This is a genomic window from Paenibacillus aestuarii, assembly GCF_027789125.1.
In the GTDB taxonomy this organism is placed as follows: domain Bacteria; phylum Bacillota; class Bacilli; order Paenibacillales; family NBRC-103111; genus Paenibacillus_E; species Paenibacillus_E aestuarii.
Genome location: NZ_JAQFVF010000018.1, coordinates 136,795 through 155,784, shown reverse-complemented (window position 1 = coordinate 155,784; position 18,990 = coordinate 136,795). Strand labels below are relative to the sequence as shown.

The 18,990-nt window shown below is 51.9% G+C and carries 16 protein-coding genes; all 16 read right to left on the bottom strand.

The window, feature by feature from the left end:
* Positions 1-65: 65 nt before the first annotated feature.
* Positions 66-2,129, bottom strand: a complete 2,064-nt coding sequence (locus O9139_RS04505; protein WP_270878255.1) for a methyl-accepting chemotaxis protein — start codon at positions 2,127-2,129, stop codon at positions 66-68.
* 142 nt (positions 2,130-2,271) lie between these two features.
* Positions 2,272-2,928: a bacillithiol biosynthesis deacetylase BshB2 gene (bshB2, locus tag O9139_RS04500; protein ID WP_270878349.1), complete on the bottom strand. Its 657-nt coding sequence runs from the start codon at positions 2,926-2,928 to the stop codon at positions 2,272-2,274.
* 22 nt (positions 2,929-2,950) lie between these two features.
* Positions 2,951-3,295 carry a YojF family protein gene (locus O9139_RS04495; RefSeq protein ID WP_270878254.1) on the bottom strand — a complete coding sequence of 115 codons (345 nt, stop codon included), beginning with the start codon at positions 3,293-3,295 and terminating at the stop codon, positions 2,951-2,953.
* A 207-nt stretch (positions 3,296-3,502) separates the two neighbouring features.
* A complete protein-coding gene (locus O9139_RS04490) occupies positions 3,503-3,946 on the bottom strand; it encodes an Hsp20/alpha crystallin family protein (RefSeq protein ID WP_270878253.1) in 444 nt (147 codons plus the stop codon).
* Positions 3,947-4,065: 119 nt separating this feature from the next.
* Complete coding sequence (locus tag O9139_RS04485; protein ID WP_270878252.1) at positions 4,066-5,040, bottom strand: aldo/keto reductase; 975 nt, start codon at positions 5,038-5,040, stop codon at positions 4,066-4,068.
* A gap of 29 nt (positions 5,041-5,069) precedes the next feature.
* A complete protein-coding gene (locus tag O9139_RS04480; RefSeq protein ID WP_270878251.1) occupies positions 5,070-6,470 on the bottom strand; it encodes an LLM class flavin-dependent oxidoreductase in 1,401 nt (466 codons plus the stop codon).
* 26 nt (positions 6,471-6,496) lie between these two features.
* Entirely contained in the window at positions 6,497-8,707 is a 2,211-nt protein-coding gene (locus tag O9139_RS04475) for an SfnB family sulfur acquisition oxidoreductase (protein WP_270878250.1), read from the bottom strand.
* A gap of 12 nt (positions 8,708-8,719) precedes the next feature.
* Positions 8,720-10,099, bottom strand: coding sequence for an LLM class flavin-dependent oxidoreductase (locus O9139_RS04470; RefSeq protein WP_270878249.1), 1,380 nt, complete (start codon positions 10,097-10,099; stop codon positions 8,720-8,722).
* Positions 10,100-10,116: 17 nt separating this feature from the next.
* Positions 10,117-10,782, bottom strand: a complete 666-nt coding sequence (locus O9139_RS04465; protein ID WP_270878248.1) for a methionine ABC transporter permease — start codon at positions 10,780-10,782, stop codon at positions 10,117-10,119.
* The gene (locus tag O9139_RS04460) at positions 10,775-11,545 is read right to left on the bottom strand and encodes a methionine ABC transporter ATP-binding protein (RefSeq protein WP_270878247.1); all 771 of its coding nucleotides are present in this window, start codon (positions 11,543-11,545) and stop codon (positions 10,775-10,777) included. Before O9139_RS04460 ends, O9139_RS04465 begins: the two co-directional genes overlap by 8 nt.
* 18 nt (positions 11,546-11,563) lie before the next feature.
* The gene (locus O9139_RS04455; RefSeq protein ID WP_270878246.1) at positions 11,564-12,457 is read right to left on the bottom strand and encodes a MetQ/NlpA family ABC transporter substrate-binding protein; all 894 of its coding nucleotides are present in this window, start codon (positions 12,455-12,457) and stop codon (positions 11,564-11,566) included.
* A gap of 52 nt (positions 12,458-12,509) precedes the next feature.
* Complete coding sequence (locus O9139_RS04450; RefSeq protein WP_270878245.1) at positions 12,510-13,799, bottom strand: acyl-CoA dehydrogenase family protein; 1,290 nt, start codon at positions 13,797-13,799, stop codon at positions 12,510-12,512.
* Positions 13,800-13,827: 28 nt separating this feature from the next.
* The gene (gene ssuD, locus O9139_RS04445) at positions 13,828-14,985 is read right to left on the bottom strand and encodes an FMNH2-dependent alkanesulfonate monooxygenase (RefSeq protein ID WP_270878244.1); all 1,158 of its coding nucleotides are present in this window, start codon (positions 14,983-14,985) and stop codon (positions 13,828-13,830) included.
* Positions 14,986-15,082: 97 nt separating this feature from the next.
* The gene (locus tag O9139_RS04440; RefSeq protein WP_270878243.1) at positions 15,083-16,546 is read right to left on the bottom strand and encodes a 4-hydroxyphenylacetate 3-hydroxylase family protein; all 1,464 of its coding nucleotides are present in this window, start codon (positions 16,544-16,546) and stop codon (positions 15,083-15,085) included.
* A gap of 185 nt (positions 16,547-16,731) precedes the next feature.
* Complete coding sequence (locus O9139_RS04435; protein WP_270878348.1) at positions 16,732-17,334, bottom strand: TetR/AcrR family transcriptional regulator; 603 nt, start codon at positions 17,332-17,334, stop codon at positions 16,732-16,734.
* Between the two features lie 660 nt (positions 17,335-17,994).
* Positions 17,995-18,966 (bottom strand): NAD(P)H-dependent flavin oxidoreductase, encoded by a 972-nt coding sequence (locus O9139_RS04430; RefSeq protein WP_270878242.1) that lies wholly within the window; start codon positions 18,964-18,966, stop codon positions 17,995-17,997.
* Between the last annotated feature and the right edge of the window lie 24 nt (positions 18,967-18,990).

Sequence of the window (18,990 nt, the reverse complement as noted above, 5' to 3'; positions counted from 1 at the left end):
ATCGCAAAAAATCCCGATGAAGGGCTTATAGCCGCATCGGGATTATCACGCTGGTTGACAATAACTTATTTCACTTTGAACTGACCAGCCGCTTGCCCCAGCTCTTTGCTGATCGTGTCGATGCTCTCCACCATATCGGCCAGCTTCTGTGCCATCGACGATTGCTCCTGCGCGGTCGCTGCGACTTCTTCAATCGAAGCTGACACTTGTTCGCCTGAAGCCGATAAGCTTTGCGCGGAACCCAGCACCTCATCTTTCACTTGATCCATAAGTCCAACCTCATCGGTCATGGATTTGATTTGCTCGGTGATGTCGACGACATGCTCCAAGATCTCTTTGAAACCCTGCTGCGTCTTGCCGACAAATTCATCCTGCATCCCGGCAATCGCCTGGATTTCGCCGACGCTCTTAATGTTCTCATCGACGTGATCGAGCGCCTGGCGGACAATCTCATTAATATCGTTCGATTGTTTCGCCGATTGTTCCGCCAATTTGCGAATTTCGGCGGCAACAACGACAAAGCCTTTGCCATGTTCGCCGGCTCTCGCCGCTTCGATCGAAGCATTCAGCGCCAAGAGATTGGTCTGCTTGGAGATATTGCCAATCGTACCGGTAATCGTCTCAATTCGTTTCGAACTCTCAGCAAGAAGCGAGATAATGGTAGAAATTTTTTCCACTTCCTGCTCGTTCTTCTCGTTAATTTCGGTAAGCTTCTCAACCACTTGCTGATTCGAGTGGAACACTTCCACAATCGCCTCAGATCGTTCTTTCACCGATTGGCTTCTGCTGCTGATCGCCGCGATCTTCTCGCCTAATCCATAAAACTTGCCGACGATATGCTCCGTCTCAAACGATTGCGATTCCATCGCTCTGGCGATCTCCTGCGTCGTTACCGACGTCTCGCCAATGGATAGCACCGATTGTTTGGACGCTTCATCGAGCTGGTTCGTATTCGCATTCAGCATTTCGATCGATTTGTTCATTTGCGCGATCAGTTCATTATTTTTCAAAGCCATACTATTAAAACTATCAGCCAACTGCTTGAATTCACTTCGATATGTCCCGTCGGCCACCACGGTCAAATCGCCTGCGGACAATCGCTCGAACAAGTTCTTCAAGCGGATAATTGGCCTTGTAATCGAACGCGATAACAAAAGCCCGACGATGATCGACAGAACGATCGCTACAATCGTTACGAGAATGATATTGTTTAAGAGCGAATTCAGCGGTTTCTGAATATCTTTGTAGTCATCGGCAATGAACAATGTCCAATCAGCAATTGGAATTTTCGCATAGCGGATGTACGCCGAGTCATTGTTAATCATGCCTTGCTCAACGTCCGCTTTCGCTTTTTGCTTCAAGACATCCTTGTACATCTCAGCGTCAAGCGGCTTACCGATCATGTCTGGCGCCGTAGAATGATATACGACCGTTCCTCCCCGGCTCACCAAAAAAATGCTGCCCTCGCCGTTGATTTGAATTCCCTTTAACTTGTTGACAAATAGCGACGCATCCAGAGTACTTATGTAAACACCGATCACTTTACCGCCATCGTCCAGCACAGGTTCAGCAAAGACGACGATGAGCGAATTCGTACTTTTGGAAATAAGCGCGTCACTCACGAAGAAATGCCCTTGCATAGCTTCTTTGAAATATTCACGATCGGAGCGGTCCGTATTGACGGAGTCCGGGTTGCTGCTGGCGACAATCGTTCCTTTGGCATCGATTAAAGTCAGCGACTGAACGCCGGCTGCATTTTCAATGCTTTTTTTAAGTAGCGCATTAGCCTTTGATTGCATTTCATTTTTTGCTGAGAAAAAGTCTGGGTCAGCAAGGCTGCCGCCATTGCGCAGATTTAATAAATCTTTGAACGTAGAATGAACGGAGACTTGATATGTGCTTTGCTGCTCTAACTGAACGATGGAAAGCAAGTTCTCCCCAATACGGTCAGCGTTGGCGTTCATTTCGTCTTTACTTTTCTTGTTTAGCATATCAGATCCGAACATATAGACGAAGATGCTCGAACCTGTAAGCGCAACGATAACCAATAAACTAATCAACATTGGAAGCTTGACCCGCAAAGAGAGCCCAGTCCTTGCCATCCTGCTTTTCTGTGGTGCTGTCGACATAGAATCTCCTCTTAACATTTAATATTTTTGTAATATCTCATTAATAATATCGGCCATTCAACCTGAAATTGTTATATAATTTCTTAATAAATGAATAAAAAAAGGCATCCACGAATTCGTGAATACCTCTCTCTGTTAACGGTCACGCAAAAGGGTAAATCCAGAAACGCTCTGTTCCGAAGCGCTCCTTCAACTCATTCGGAATCGTGGCTACGTTGCCGTGCAGCCCAGGAACTTGGAATTGCGAGCGATGCGCTTGGATGGACGCTACTTTCGGCTTCAAAAAGCTGCTGACATCGTGGAACACGTTCGGCTGTCCAATCGCTTCTTCATGATTTTTGGAAAATGCCATGCAGTAAACTTGCGGCCTTTCGCTTTCCGCCAGTTTGCCTACCGTACGGATCACAGCCGCACCGCATGCGTCATGGTCCGGATGAACGCTATATCCCGGATAAAAGGTATAGATCCGAGAAGGACGAACCTCTTGAATGATGGCATTAATGGTGCCGTCCAGTGTTTGAAAGTCTTCGAACTCGATCGTTTTATCATGGAAACCAAGCATCCGAAGATCTTGGATGCCGATGGCGCTGCAGGATGCTTCCAATTCCATCTTGCGGATTTGCGGCAGGCTCACGCGGTTGGCAAATGGCGGCACCCCCATGTTGCGGCCCATTTCACCTAGTGTTAAACAAGCATAGGTCACTTGATCGCCTTGCTTGACATGCTGCGCTAGCGTTCCGGCAAGGCCAAAGCATTCGTCATCCGGATGCGGAAGCACGACTAGAATATGCTGGTTCATCATTACTTCATCTCCTCTTCCATTAGAACGGCTCACGGCTTAATTGCAGCGATACGATCAGCTTCCCCTGACTATCATGGCCAGCCAAGATCAACCGCTCCGCATCCACTTCATCAACGTGCGTCAACCCTTCAGTGTACACCCACCCATGGTGCATCTTCAAACCGACGCGGTAAGGCCCAGAACCGGCAATGGAACCGTGCGAGTAACGAATCAATGCATTCGTGATGAAATTAGCCGCCGGATGCTTTGAACTATCCAAATGGGCCGCATAGGCGCCAGTTGTCATCTCTAGATGGATGTACAGATCCTGATCTTTAAAGCTTTCGATGCGCTGCTGCACTTCAGATAAAATAATAGGCTTCATCTCGATGCCTCCAAAAATTTTGTATTTGTGCGGATCCTCATGCATTTACGTCAACATCTGCTAAAGATGAATACGCGTGAAATGAATATTACCAGTTTAACACCAAATTGTCACGAGGTACACCTTTGTCCCCATATAAGCTCAAAAAAGCAAATAGCGGAAGATATCCTCCCGCTACTTGCTGTGCAACCCCCCGGTTCGCAACTGTTAATCAAAATCGATATCTATACGTTTCCGCGAGTCCGACTTCACTTTGGGCATGCGAACTTCCAATACGCCGTTTTTATAGGTCGCTTTAACGCCTTCCGGCTTCACTATAGCCGGCAGACCGATGGAGCGCTGAAAATTCCCCGAATACCGCTCTTGTCTGTGCACATGCTCATCTTGAACTTCGTAAGTCCGGTTGATGCTGCCACTGATCGATAACACATTATTATCAATCTCAATGCTCACATCTTCTTTCTTTTCAAGACCCGGGATGTCACAGATGGCCACAACTTCATGCTCCGTTTCATGCACGTCCACATTCAAATTTCCAAAGCTATGGCCGAACGTATTTTTTAAGACAGGAAAATCAGTCGTAAAAAACCGGTCAAGTTCCCGCCTCATCTGATTCAGATTGCGGAAAGATTCAAAAGGGCTTAAAGACATCACCAAGCTACCTCCTACTAAAGAATTGAACATTAGCTGCTTAAAAAAGAACCGCTGCTAATAATCTATTCCATCAGGGCTGCAGAGGAGACACTTCACCCGCTTTTCGTACAAGATGCTTAACGAGCCGCTTCCTCGCTCCTGTCCGTTGCCAGCGGCGGATCGATCGACAGTGCCGTAATCTCTTGACGCCACCCGTCGGGAAGGGCCAAATCTACTGCGGCCAAGGACGGCTCCAGTTGTTCGATGCTGCGGGCACCGATAATTGGCGAAGTAATCCCCGGATGGCCAAGTACCCAAGCAACCGCCAGCGTAGCCGGATGGATGCCTCGTTCACGGGCATAGCCCACGAATCTGTCAGCAATTGTATAATAAGCTTCATCGCTATAACGCTTCACATAATTGCTCTGCTCGACCAATCGACCGGTAGCTGGCTTCTTGTCGATGCCGTACTTGCCTGTCAACAGTCCGCCGCCCAGCGGGCTGTAGCTGATCACCCCGAGCTTCTCGGATTCCGCGAGGGGCAGAATTTCGACTTCGGCTTGGCGCTTGACCAGGTTGTACATCGGCTGGATCAGCTCAAACCCTGCCAAGCCTTCTTTGGCGCTGATGCCCAGCGCCTTGGCGATCTGCCACGCAGCCCAGTTGCTGACAGCGGGGTATAAGATTTTGCCCTGCCGCCGCAGATCGTCCAGCGCCCGCACCGTCTCCTCAATCGATGTCAATGAATCAAAACGATGGATAAAGAAAAATTCAACGCGGTCTGTTCGCAGCCGCTTCAAGCTTTGCTCCACGGATAGGAACAAATGCCTGCGTGAGGCGCCGCGAGCGTTCGGATCCGATCCAAAGGGGAAACCTGCCTTGGTCGTAAGCACCAGTTCATCGCGCTTGCCTTCGATCAGTTCACCCAGTATTTCTTCTGCCAGCCCGCTGCTGTAGACGTTGGCCGTATCGAAGAAATTAATGCCTTTTTCCAAACTTCGGTGGAACAGCTGCTTGGACGTTTCCTTGTCAGCATTGCCCCCAAAAGACATCGTTCCAAAGCAAAGCTCCGAGACTTGAATCCCTGTTTTGCCTACCGTTTTATACTTCATGCGCCTGCCTGCCTCCTTAATTCCATCCCTTAAAATGATTGCTGAGCCTTCGTCTCCGCAGCTGCCTTCCGGTATTGCGCTGCGGGATGGTGCGCTGGAAGCGTACGCTGCCCCGGTCCGAACAGCTTCTCCCGGAGCGTCCCTGACGCATAGTCCAGCTTGTAAATGCCCCGGCGCTGCAGTTCCGGAACAACCAGATCCACGAACTCCCGCAAGCTTCCCGGCGTAATCAGATGCGCCAGATTAAACCCGTCCAGCCCTGTTTCTTCCACTTGTTCCTGCATGTAATCGGCAATTTCGCCCGGCGTCCCTACGAGGATCCGCCCCTGGCGGTGATCCAGCGTTGCGACGCGATCCATCACTTCTTGCACTGTAAGGCGTCTCTGGACATGCTTCGTATACTGAGCCGCCCGGCTCTGTCCATGGTCAGTAGCTACATATTCCAAATAAGCGTCTGGGTCGTACGCGGACAAATCATAGCCGCTCGACCCACCGAACTGGGCAAGCGCCGCCTCACCGCTCCACAAGCTGGCATATTCCCGCATTTTCGACTCCGCTTCTTCCTTCGTCCTGCCGACGACAACGCTCAAGCCGGTTAACATTTTGATCGCCTGCGGATCTCTGCCGAGCTGCTCCGCCTTGTTCCGTATATCCGCGATGTTGAACTTGAGCGCTTCCTTCGAATTGCCCCCGACAAAGACACATTCCGCATGCTTGGCGGCAAAAGCCCGTCCTCGCTCAGAGCTGCCCGCCTGATACAGAACTGGCGTTCGCTGCAACGAAGGCTCACTCAGATGGGGCCCCGGGACATTGTAGAAACGGCCTGCGTGGTTGATGTAATGAACCTTGTCCGGCTCCGCATACACACCTCGTGCAGCATCTCGGACCATGGCGCCGTCCTCCCAGCTGCCTTCCCACAGCTTGTAGGCAACTTCGAGAAATTCGTCAGCCAGCTCATAACGGTCATCATGCTTGATCATCTGGCTCAGACCGTGATTGAGAGCTGCATTCGGCAAGTACGAGGTAACAATGTTCCAGGCGATTCTTCCGCCTGTCAAGTGATCAAGCGTACTGAACCGTCTGGCATGTGCGTAAGGATGCTCATAAGTCGTCGTGACAGTCACTGCGAAGGACAAGTGCTCCGTGACCGCAGCCATCGCCGGCACAATCAGCGCAGGATCATTAAGCGGCACTTGTACGGCATCCCGGATCGCCGGATCGCGGCTCATCTTATAGACGTCATAAATACCGACGACATCGGCAAGAAAGAGGGCGTCAAACTTCCCTCTCTCTAACAGAGTAGCCATTTCCGCCCAATATGCCAAGTCGGTATAGCGATGCCTTTCATTGTCGGGATGCTTCCATAACCCGTGTGAATTGTGCATGGCACTGTTCATATCAAAAGCGTTCATGATGATTTGTTTACTCATCGCCGTGGAAGCCTCCCTCGCTTGCATCATACTTTATATTCATGGTAAACCCCGTTCAAGAACCATTTGCCAACGTGATGCAGCTTCAGACGCGCCGGGTCGTGCAGCGTATGAATGCGAACACTGCGCCAATGGCGGTCATAATTATATTTACGGTCCATCGAAGACGTACCCGCAACCTCGAACAACGCATTCGTAATCTCGATGGCCGTCTCCGTGATGAGCCACTTGGCCGAATCAACCGTCATGGACGCATGGCCGGCCGTCTGTGCATTCAGCTTGCTGCGCGCCTCGTCGATTGCGCCCGCAGCCCGGTCCAGCAAGGCTTCCGCTGCTTGCAGACGAATGCCGAGTTCGCCGAAGCGGCGGATCAAATCCGGCTCCTCGGAAGCTCGCGCAGCGCCGCTGCCAAAAGCTGGACGCGTATGTTCGCGTACGAAATACGCTGCGTCCTCCAAGGCGGCTTTCGCGATGCCATAATCGATCGCCGCATGCATGATTTGGCCGAACGCCGAAAAATATTGCGGCCCCTCAAAGATTTGCCAATGAGGCAGCAGATGCTGGGGCGGCACGTTTACGTTCCGGAGCAGTACGCTGCCGCTCGCCGTTGTGCGTTGGCCGATGCCGGACCAATCATCGAGCACCGTGACCCCCGGCGCATGGCGAGGGACGAAAGCGGTCATGCGCTGCTCCGCATCGTTAAGCGCCGTTACCGGAATCCAATGCGAATAAAGCGCTCCTGTCGAGTAAAATTTACTGCCGTTCAATTCGTAACCGTCCCCGTCTGCTGCTTGGCGAATGGTGGTCAAAATTTTCCTTGCTCCCTTAGCGTTGTTGCGCTCTGCCAAACCGTTGCCGAATTGGGCACCTTGCAATATTTCTTGGAAAAAGTAGCTTTTTTGCTCCTCGCTGCCGACCAGCTCGATCGTTTTGGCAAAAAAATGGTGATTTTGCGGAATTTGCCCGATTGATCCATCGGCATGCGAAATGATTTTAAAGATATCGACAAGCGTGCGGGTGGATACATCGGGTCCGCCGTACGCTTTCGGTACGATGAGGCCCAGCAAGCCAAGCTCGGCGTACCGCTTCATCTCCGCCAAGGGCAGCTTGCGGTTGCGGTCCCGCTCTGACGCCTCCGCCCGAATCTCCTCCGCGAACGTTCGCGCTGCCTCCAGTGCCGCCGCATCATCTGCGAGCACATGAGCGGGTGCACGGTCAATAAAGAAGGAAAGCGGCAGATCCCGCTCCGCATATGCGGAGAGCGGTTCGCTCTGCGGCCGCTCAACCTCATGGCTAGCGATGAGCCGCTCCGCTTCTTTCATTACCGCATGATCCAGCGCATCCTCAAGAGCAAATGTACCTTGGAGCCAGCCCCGCTCATTCAGCTCCTTTTGAACATGGAGAAGACGATCCCACTTCTCATCGGTGATCTCCGCTCCAAGCTGCTGATGGAGGTAATCGGAAAAGACCGATGCGAGGGCATGCTCAGGCAAACCGAGCTGCTTGGCTACGAGCCGATCCGTTTTGGAGCGGTTCACCAGCGCCCAGTCAGATGCCAAGTAGATATGGGCGAGTAAGCGTCCGACCTCCGCTGGTTGCTCATGAATCCAACCTGGGGATGCGGTCAATACCGCAAGGACGGGAGTATAGGAGCGAAACCCTTCCACTTCACGAACGCCGAGCAGCCTTTGTGCCTCTGCGGAGAGGCCACCCTCCACATACACGGCATCGGCTTCTTTGCGCAGCAGAGCGCGCAGCTCCAGTCTGCCCGCTTGCATACGATCCGTAGCATGCTCAGCGGACAGCTCCACCCACTGCGGCGCGCCGTTCATGATGCCTTCCCGCCCAACAAGCCGTTCCACTTCTTGTCGGCGAAGATAGGCTAAAGGGTCGTTATTTCGTGCCACCCCCAATGTCCTGCCTCTTAGATCTGCAACGGTCCGCCAGGGTGATTCCGAACGCACGAGCAGCACGTTGCGGCGATCTTGAAGGACAAGTCCGATGATACGGATGTCCGCTCCGCTTGCGAACCGCCGCAAGAACTCGGTCGATTCCTCCAAGCGGAGCTCGTATTCATCGCCTTGTTTCAATCGCGACCCTCCGGCGCCCGTTTCTCTGATAACAGGGATTCCCATGCGCCGCAGATCGAACGGCAGTTCCCCCAATTCGTAGGCAAGGTCGATGGCGCTTGGAATATCAAGCGCCATCGACTGCAAATCTTTACTTATCATAGACATACGTCTCCTCCTTCAGGTCAAGGTCGGCTGTTTCCGATACACGGCGCCTGGATGGTCTGCCGGTAGTCTCTTCACACCGCTGCCAAATAATCGTTCGCGAAGCGTCGTTTCCTCGTACTCCTTACGAAACATCCCTCTGCGCTGCAGCTCGGGAACGACCAGTTCTACGAAATCACGCAATGTATCTGGCGAGACAATTTGGATGACATTAAACCCGTCAATTCCGGTTTCCTCAACCCAGTATTGTATGCGGTCAGCAACTTCTTCCGGTGTTCCGACGACGAATAATCCCCTGCCCCCGAGGGTGCCTAGCGTTTCCTTCACTTCCCGCACCTTTTTCGGTTGAGAGCTGTCTTTGGTAAATTGCGCCGCTGCTGTCTGACCATGGTCCGTTTCCCGATAAGTCAGCACGTCTTCAGGATCGTAGGCGGATAAATCGTAGCCGCTCCCTCCCCCGTAATGGGCCAACACCCCTTCGACGCTGTACAGTTTTTGATAGCTTTCCAACTTAGCTCTTGCTTCCTCTTGCGTACGTCCGACAATAGCCAGCAACCCGGTCAGCAGCTTGATATGGTCTGGATCACGGCCAAAAGAAACAGCCTGAGCGCGAATATCGTCTGCATAGCGTTTCAACGCCTTGACGTTACCACCGCCTAAAAAGACGGCTTCCGCATGCTTCGCCGCAAACGCCCGTCCGCGTGCCGAACTGCCCGCTTGATAAATGACCGGTGTCCGCTGTACGGACGGCTCGCTGAGGTGTGGTCCGAGCACGTTGAAATACCGGCCTTTATGGGAGATGAGATGCACCTTATCCGGATGGGTATATATCCCATTTGCCACATCGCGGACTACCGCATCGTCTTCCCAGCTGCCTTCCCACAGCTTATAGGTGACGTCCAGGTACTCTTCAGCAATCTCATAGCGTTCATCATGACGCACCATTTGGTCTAGGCCAAAATTACGCGCTGCGCTGGGCAAATAGGACGTTACGACGTTCCAGGCGATGCGTCCCTTCGTTAAATGATCGAGCGTCGACATCCGTCTGGCATGGCCGAACGGCTGTTCATAGGTCGTGGAGAACGTAACGGCGAAAGCCAGATGCTTCGTAACCAGCGCCATCGGCGGCACGACCAGAAGAGGATCGTTACACGGGATCTGCACCGCTTCACGGATGGCTGTTTCCGCTCCTTGCTTGTAGACATCATATACACCGACAACATCGGCCAGGAATAGGGCGTCAAACTTGCCCCTTTCCAGCAATTGCGCTAGCTCCGTCCAATAGCGGATATCCGTGTAACGGTGCCGGTTGTTGTCCGGATGACGCCATAAGCCGTGTACGATATGCCCGACGCAATTCATTTCGAAGGCATTGAGGTGGATTTTTTTGGGCATGTCGAGCTCCCCTTTCCTTACAACCGTTTATCCAGTTTGCGTACGATGAAATTTCCTGTGAATTGAAAAACCTGGACGAAAAGCACCATAATGACGATCGTGACAAACATCACATCAGTCTGATAGCGGTAATACCCGTAACGAATAGCAAAATCGCCGATGCCTCCGCCCCCGACCAGCCCGGCAACCGTTGAATACGAGAGAAAGCTGACCGTAACGATCGTAATCGCGTTGGCAATGCCGGAGCGTGCTTCCGTGTATAACACTTTCCAAACAATCTGGAACTTGCTCGCTCCCATCGACTCAGCGGCTTCGACAACACCACGATTCACTTCCAGAAGAATCTGCTCGATGAATCGGGCAAAGTAAGGCACCGCGTTGATAATCATCGGCACGGTCGCCGCTGTGGTACCAAGTGCCGTACCGACGACGAGCCGGGTAAACGGAATGATGGCAATCATGAGAACAAGAAAAGGAAACGAGCGGATCAAGTTCACAATCCCGTTGAGAACGAAATAAAATTTTGGCCATTTGAGAAAGGAATCCGGCCGGGTCAAAAACAAAATCGTCCCCAGCGGGGTGCCGATCGCGACAGCTATCGGAATCGTCAAAATCAGCATGTATAAAGTTTCCAGCAGCGCTTGAATCAGTTCTGGCCAAGCCGTGGTCAAATTGTTAAGCATAGTGTGCCTCCAGTCCACTCGCCAGCGTAATTTCACTGTTGAACAAATACTTGGCGATAGGGGATTTCGGCACAATATTTTTCTCCCGCAAGTCAAACTTCTCCACGATTTTCCCGTGCTCCATAACAGCAACTTTGTTGCAGATGGCTTTCACGACATTCATCTCGTGCGTGACGATCACGATCGTGATGCCCAGATCACGGTTGATTTCCTTCAGGGCGGCCAGAATGCTGCCTGTCGTCTGCGGATCCACCGAAGATGTCGGCTCATCGCAGAGCAGAATCTTCGGGTTACTCGCCAGTGCCCGGGCAATCGCTACCCGCTGCTTTTGGCCGCCACTGAGCTTCGCCGGGTAAGCCTTGGCTTTATCCGCCAGGCCAACCATGTCGAGGCAGTGCTCAATTCGTTTGCGGCGATCCGCCTTCGGCACCTTGGCGATTTCTAACGGAAAGCTGACATTATCGTACACATTGCGGTTGTGCAGCAGATTGAAATGCTGAAAAATCATGCCGATGGACAACCGTTTTTTCCGCAGTTCACGCAGGGAAAGCTTTGTCAATTCCTCGCCGTCAACGATGACATTTCCTTCATCAGGCCTCTCCAGCAAGTTAATCGTGCGCAGCAGCGTCGATTTGCCCGCACCGCTAAAGCCGATCAACCCATAAATATCGCCTTGCTGAATCTGCAACGAGACGGAGGAGACCGCTGGAAGCGGCCCTCCGGCTGTCTCGAACGTTTTGCTTATATTTTGCAGCGTAATCATGGGACGTCCTCCCTCTCCTCATTTATTTAAAGATTCCAACGTTTCAATCGCATCTCCATATTTCTCCTTGTAAAAGTCTTTGATCGCCTGGCTCTCATATGCTTTTTGCAAGGCCTTGATTTTCGGCGTGCCGAGCAGCTTGCTATTGACAGCGACAATCCCTTTATAAGGCAAATCTTTGCCCGTTTCGAGCGCCAGTGCATCTTGCTTTGGCTTATAGCCGATCTGAACCGCTGTACCTGCAAATAGGAAGCCGACATCGACGTCATCCAACGTGCGCTGCAGCATTAATTGGTCAACTTCTTTAAACTTGTATTTGTGCGGATTATCCGTGATATCTTTGAGCGATGCATGAATCACATCCACGCCGTCTTTCAGCTTCAACAGCCCCAAATCACGAAGCATGAATAACGCGCGACCGTTGTTGGCCGGATCTACGGGAATGCCGATAATGGCGCCGTCGGGCACGTCTTTGAAAGACTTATACTTTTTGGAGTACAAGCCGGAAGGGGTGAATGTTGTGTAAAAAGCGCGCGAAATATTTTTCAGCCCTTGATCCTGGACAAATTGGTTGAAATACGCCTCATGCTGAAACGAATTGGAATCCGCTTGGCCGTCGTTGACAATCTTGTTCGGCTGAATAATGTCATTCACGACCACATAGTCCAACGTGTAACCGTCTTTAGCCAGCTCCTTCTGCAAAATTTTTACAATCTCTCCATTGAAGCCAGCATCACTCATGACATGATGAATGACTTTGTCTTCGGAGGTTGCTCCCGCTGCCGCTTTCGAGCTGCTGCCGGTTGCCGCTGATGCGCCCGTATTGGCTGTACTGCTTTTCCCGCAGGCTGCGAGGACGATCATAAAGACTAATACAAGGATGAATGGGGTCAATCTGGCGGTTCTTTTCATTTTTGTCTGCCACTCCTTCTTCAATATAGGTTTGTTTATGTGAAAAAAGAGACTAAGACTCCGGCCTCAGCCGTTCGTCGTCGTCTCCAGTGGTCTGGTCGTGAGATGAGGGTGTTTGTGTGCCAATGCCGGTTTGCCAGGCAAAAGGTGGCCGTGCTGCGTTAACGGCGTAATCACCGACGATTCTTTCCTTGTAAACCAACGGATTATGCGAAGCAATGGTCCGAGCGTTGCGCCAATAGCGGTCCAGCCCTTTGGAACGGGCCGTGGCCGAAGCGCCGAGGGCGTCAAAGAGGGAAGACGCTGCTTCCAGGACAAGGCGCGCCACTATCGTCTGGGCCTGCGCCACTTCTACCTCCGCCTCAATGCTCACGCTCTCCGCATACGAGGCGTCTTCCACTGATTGGGCGTCACAGGCCCGCTGTACGGACTCAGCCGCCTGCAATACGATTGCGCCTGCGGCGTAGGCCTGGCTGTGCAAGCGCCCCACAATTTGCAGCACTTGCGGATCCTCGCTGGAGCGGCTTGCTGCGGCATGCGAATACGTCCTGCGCCGCTCAGCGACCGCTTCCGCAGCATCTCGCGCAGCTGCTCTCGCGATGCCCGCCAGCGTGGCCAGATGGACCATTTGGGCAAACGCCGTGCCGTACTTCGTATACGTTTCACGGGAGAATACTTCGTCGCCGCCGACAGGCGTATTCAGCAAAGTCGTCGTGCCGCTGCCCGTGAGCGTCTGCCCGAAACCGGCCCAGTCATCGACAATACCGATCCCTTCTGCTGTTGCCGGCACAATAGCTGACACGATGTCACCATCTTCCGCTGCAGCACCGACAACGATCCAATCGGCATAAAGCGTGCCGGTGGAATAAAATTTGGTGCCATTCAAGCGCAGCTGATCTGTCCCTCCAGTCAATGTCGTCGCATAGCTGCCGACTTTGGCTTCGCCGATCTCGGTCAACGCGTTGCCTACGAGCGCTCCATCGGCCAGTCGTCGCAGCCATCGCTTGCGCCGGTCTCCGTCCGGCAAGCTTAAGATGCGCTCAACGAAGCCGAAATGAATCCGCAGCGCCTGCGTGATGTTCGAATCCGCCTCCGATAGCTCGATCAGTAGGTTGAACAATTCAGGCAGTGTTGCGCCTAGGCCGCCTTCTTCCTTCGGTAGACGGACAACGCCGAAACCGCAATCCTTCAGCCAAGCGATTTCTTCATGCAGCAGCCGTCTGTTTAACTCCCGATGCACAGCCCCTTCACGAATGCGCCCAAAAATCGGTCTGAAGCGCTCCGCCAGCTGTGCGTAGTTGTCTGTAGGGGCGCTGCCCCAAACACTTTTGCTATGTCCCATGCACGCATCTCCTCTGTTTATTGAATTGTCAGGAGGAAGCGACCGAGCGATCCTGCACATTGGGCAAAATATCACCCGCCACCATTTCTCCGAACGGGCTGACAAACGCATATTTGTCTTTAGGCGCCTGCTTGTTGCTCAGCGGAAGCTTAGGGAACAGCAGCTCTTCAACCCGGTACGCTTCCTCCAGATGCGGATAGCCGGACATAATGAACGTTTCGATGCCCAGCTCACGATACTCCAACATCCTCTCCGCCACCGTATCCGGATCGCCGACCAATGCCGTCCCGGCACCACCTCGAACGAGTCCGACCCCTGCCCACAGGTTGGGACTAATTTCCAGCTTACTGCGATCCCCGCCATGCAGCTCACTCATCCGCCGTTGGCCAACGGAATCCATCTTCGCGAAAGCGGCCTGCGCTTTGGTAATCGTTGCCTCGTCCAGATTGGAAATTAAGCGATCTGCAGCCGCCCATGCTTCCTCGGCTGTTTCTCTAACGATGACGTGCAGCCGGATGCCAAAGCGAACCTTCCTCCCGCTCTTGGCGGCAAGTTCTCTCACTTGCTCAATTTTTTGTTTGACTTGGGCAGGCGTCTCTCCCCATGTGAGATAGACATCAACATGATCGGCAGCAATCTGCTGCGCTATCGGCGACGAGCCCCCAAAATATAGTGGCGGGTACGGCGTTTGAACCGGTGGATACAAAATTTTTGCCTGCTCCACTTTGATGTATTTGCCATCTAGATCGACTTGCTTTCCATGCATGAGCTGCCTCCAGATCGTCAAATACTCATCGGTAAGCTCGTAGCGGGAGTCATGATCGAGCAAAAGACCGTCGGCTCTGGCTTCGGCACTGTCTCCGCCGGTCACGATATTGATCAACAACCGCCCTTGGGACAGTCTATCGAACGTCGCCGCCATTCTCGCGGACAAAGTTGGCGACATCAGTCCTGGCCGCAGCGCCACCAGAAATTTCAGCCGCTTCGTGACTGGAATCAGCGCTGAAGCTGTCACCCAAGCATCTTCGCATGATCTGCCTGTCGGCAGCAGAACACCGCTGAACCCTAGCGTATCCGCAGCCTTCGCTATTTGGGTGGCATAGTCCAAATCCACCTCTCTTGCCCCTTCACCTGTACCCAGATACCTGCCATCTCCATGTGTTGGAATAAACCAAAAAACTTCCATATCGCTCCCTACCTTTCGTTTAAATAAAAAAAGAGACCTGCGCTTCTTGATTGTAAGAAGCTGAAGGTCTCCGGTTCGTCCGGTTGACAATCTGATTTCATTTGATTTCTGTATGCATAGCTCCCCGCTTGGCGGATTCCTTAATCAGTTTCCAGATCGGAGCTGTTAAGCTTTCTTTATCAAACATCAAGTATTGATTGGCGTAACCGCGAACCGGGTCTCCGGCATAGAACCTCTCATACAACTCGTGTCTGGACCCCAGCGGGCTCCCGACAAGATCCCAGGCGAGCTTGAACAACTGCACTTTTTTCTCTGCGCTTACGGTTGCTCCCTCAAAATACTGGTTCATCAAGCCGGAAATAGTACCGTAGAAATCTTCAATACTGGAAGGGATTTGAACGAATCCGCCACCGCCAACCTGCTGCAAAATTTCAACCGCACGCGGGTAAAACTTCGTACCGATATTTCTGGCTGTATGAATATAAGACAGCTCCGGGATCAAGACTCCATTCGCATCAACCTTCGCTTGCGCTTCCGAAGCAATGACGAGCGCTTTGATTGAATCAATCTGCGTTAACAGTTCACCCAGCTTCTCCTGAATATGGAGGAAACCGCTGACGCCAATAGCTTCGGCCACTGCGAAGGTCACACCGGTAATAAACTCCAGTTTGGCCACATAGCGAACGACGTTTTGATGAAAAGCCAGTGCATTGGCCGTTGCATGGGCTCTGAGCGACATGACTTTATCAGCATCGCCGTACATCAGTACACGTTCCCAAGGAATCAGGACATCGTCAAAGAAAAGCACAGCATCCATCTCATCATAACTCGCACTGAGCGGAGCATCATGCTCCTTGTCACTGGCAAACGATTGCCGACAGACGATATGAAGGCCTGGCGAGTTCGCAGGCACGATCAAGACATGTGCATGCTGGCGATGGGCTTGTTCTAATTTGAGAAAAGAGAAGATGACAAAGTCATGGGTATACGGAGCTCCCGTGGCAATCATCTTGGCGCCTCTAACGACAATACCATCACTTGTCTCCTTCACAACATGCAGGAAGCGCGAAGCGATCCGGTGATCGTCCAACCCGCTTGATCTGTCAATTTGCGGGTCAATGATCGCAGTCGTTAAAAAGAGGTCGTTATCCCTCACCTGCTCATAATAAGCCGTGATTTTTTGGGCAAACCCGGGCTCCAGCCGGTCCAGCTCCTGGCGGGCCGCATACCATCCGGTAATGAAGGAGCGCGCATAATCGGAGAGCCTGCTCATCATGCCGTTACATTGTTTCGACCAATAGGCGAAAGCACGGCTACGCTGTGCCAATTGCTCCGATGTATAGGGTACGAGGAAGGAACTGTGGGCATAAGCTTCCCGTCCATCGATCCGATAACCCGCCTGATCCCTTGTCTGAGGGTCGTCAAGCGTGTCGAAGAGGCTGCGCAGCGTTGCCAAGGTGCCTCGGAAGGCCGGATGTGCATCAAGCTGGGTAACCTTCATTCCGTTCAGCCAAACCATCCGTCCGTCATTCAAGCTTGTTATGAATCTCTCGCCTCTCACCTTATCACTTCCCTTAAAGCCAAACTCCATAATTCCAATGCACTAACTCGGGTATTAACTTGAATGGCTTTATCATAGCCTTCGTCCCCTCGGAGAGTCAACAAACAAAAAGGAGCGAAATGTAGCTTTTCGGACAGTTTAGACGAAAATGATCATTATCGACTCGTCTAACAAACAAGATTCCCTCATTTGTAAACTTTCAAGCTCATTGCTTGGTAAAAGCCTATCGAAGCAACCCGGCTCAGTTGAATGGCCATGTAATTTGGCGAGTACATCATCCCTTGCTTCAACCAGCTGATGGCCGTGCCTGCAATGCAACAAGCCATGCTACCCAGTAAAATATCGAGCGGAATCGGCTGTTTCTGATCCATCCGATTGTTGTCCACCCGCAGCGCTATCGTGCTCTGAATTGCCTCTGTCCATCGGTCGCTAAAGCGGGCTTCCGGCACTTCAAACAGCATGACCTTGTAAAAACGGGCATTGTCCGACAAATACTCGAACAACGAAACAAAGTACGGGTCGGGTATTTCATGATGCGGTACGTAAGCCAGAATGGCAGCTTGGTTGCTCTCGTATAACCGCAATGTTTCCGCAAGTTTGTCCTTTAGTAGCTGTTCTAGCAAATCGTATTTGTCTTGGAAGTGTGTATAAAACGTGGAACGGCTAATATCAGCTTCATCCGTGATATCCCGTACGACAACAGCTTCAAATTTTTTTTTCTCACACAACGACAAGAAGGCGCTGGTGATTTGATTTCTCGTTTTATAAATTCGCCGATCAGCTCTCATGTCATTCACACTCGTCTCCATCCTTCCGCTGAAACTTACTAAATGGGCAATTCTGTACGAAAACGGACATTTCGGACGATTTTGTCTGATAATGGACATTTTCAGCATTTTTCACACTTCCGCCCCTAAGTTAATAGATATCATAATTGACAAATGCAAGTTAATCAATCGGAATTATGATTGACAACCTGGCGGTAAACTGCTATTTTGAAATTAATATTCCGACATAATTAGTCGGCATTAATTTGAAAAAGGTGTGGCGGCCTCCATTTTGGATGAAAAGGAGACTGATTCACGGTTATGATCATTTTTAAAATAATCCAGTTTTTTTCTTTTGTTTGTTCATTTATTTATCAAATGTTAAAACACATAGAAAAACGTACTGCTAAACCTTCTGAGATATGGGCTTATTTCATAACTCAAACCAGCAAGATTATAAGAAGTCATATTACTACTTACTGATTCAGCATGTACTTTAAAACTTGCAGCTCTTCCATCGGTATGGGAAATATAAGCCGTTCTAAAAGGGGAGACAGGTTCGATAGATCCATTTCATATTCACGTGCATGAAGAAAACCAGTAACGTGTAATGAACTGCACCTCCAAAGTTAGTTGTTCCTAACATTAGGGAGCAGTTCAATGTCGTTACTGGTTATTCTATTATCGCTGCTCTTCATTCATCGACTGCTTTATCCGCTGCAGCCCTTGTTCTGCTTGCTCGATCATGCGATCAACAAGCTGCTGAACCGTCGGGATGTCATGGATGAAGCCGATGACTTGCCCGGCCCAACCGAACCCCTTCGCATTGCCACGATGGATAAAATCCAGGTTCCGCTCACCGCTGATGTAAGCCTTGAGCTGCTCGTAATCAGCTCCGTTCTGTTCCATCTGCAGGATTTGCTCTGAACCTGCGGTACGCACCACGCGGGCCGGCGTCCCGAGCGTCCGCTTAATGACCTGGGTGTCATGCTCCGACCCCCGGAGCAGCGCTTCTTGGTACGCGGGATGAGCATGGACGCATTCCTGCGTCGCAATAAACCGCGTACCCATCTCCACCCCCTCGGCGCCAAGCGACAGCGCCGCCAGCAAGCCGCGGCCATCCCCGATGCCGCCGCTGGCCAGCACAGGAATTTGCACCGCATCGACAACTCGCGGTATGAGAACGATCGTTCCGATATCGTCCCGGCCCAAATGCCCGCCGCCTTCCTGCCCAACCGCCATAACCGCGTCCGCTCCGATGGACTCCGCCTTCTGCGCTTGTCTGGCCGATGCCACGAGGACGAGCTTCTTCATGCTGTGACCGTCCATGCGGCGGATCAAGGGCTCCGGGTTTCCACCTGTTATGGAAACGACTGGCACGCCTTCTTCAATCGCAACATCCAGCATGTGCTCAAAGGGGCGATCGTGCTGGCCAATGGCGAAGTTTACGCCAAAGGGCTGCTGCGTCATCGTCCTTACCTTGCAGATCTCCTCCCGCAACACTTGCTGTGACGGAAGCGACATCGCGGTAATCTGCCCCAAGCCTCCGGCATTGGAAACCGCGGCCGCTAAATCCGCATAAGCCAAATAGGCAAGCCCTCCTTGAACGATCGGATAGCGTATTTGCAGCAAATCCGTGACTCTTGTTCGCATCGATTAGCCCCCTCGTCCTAATCC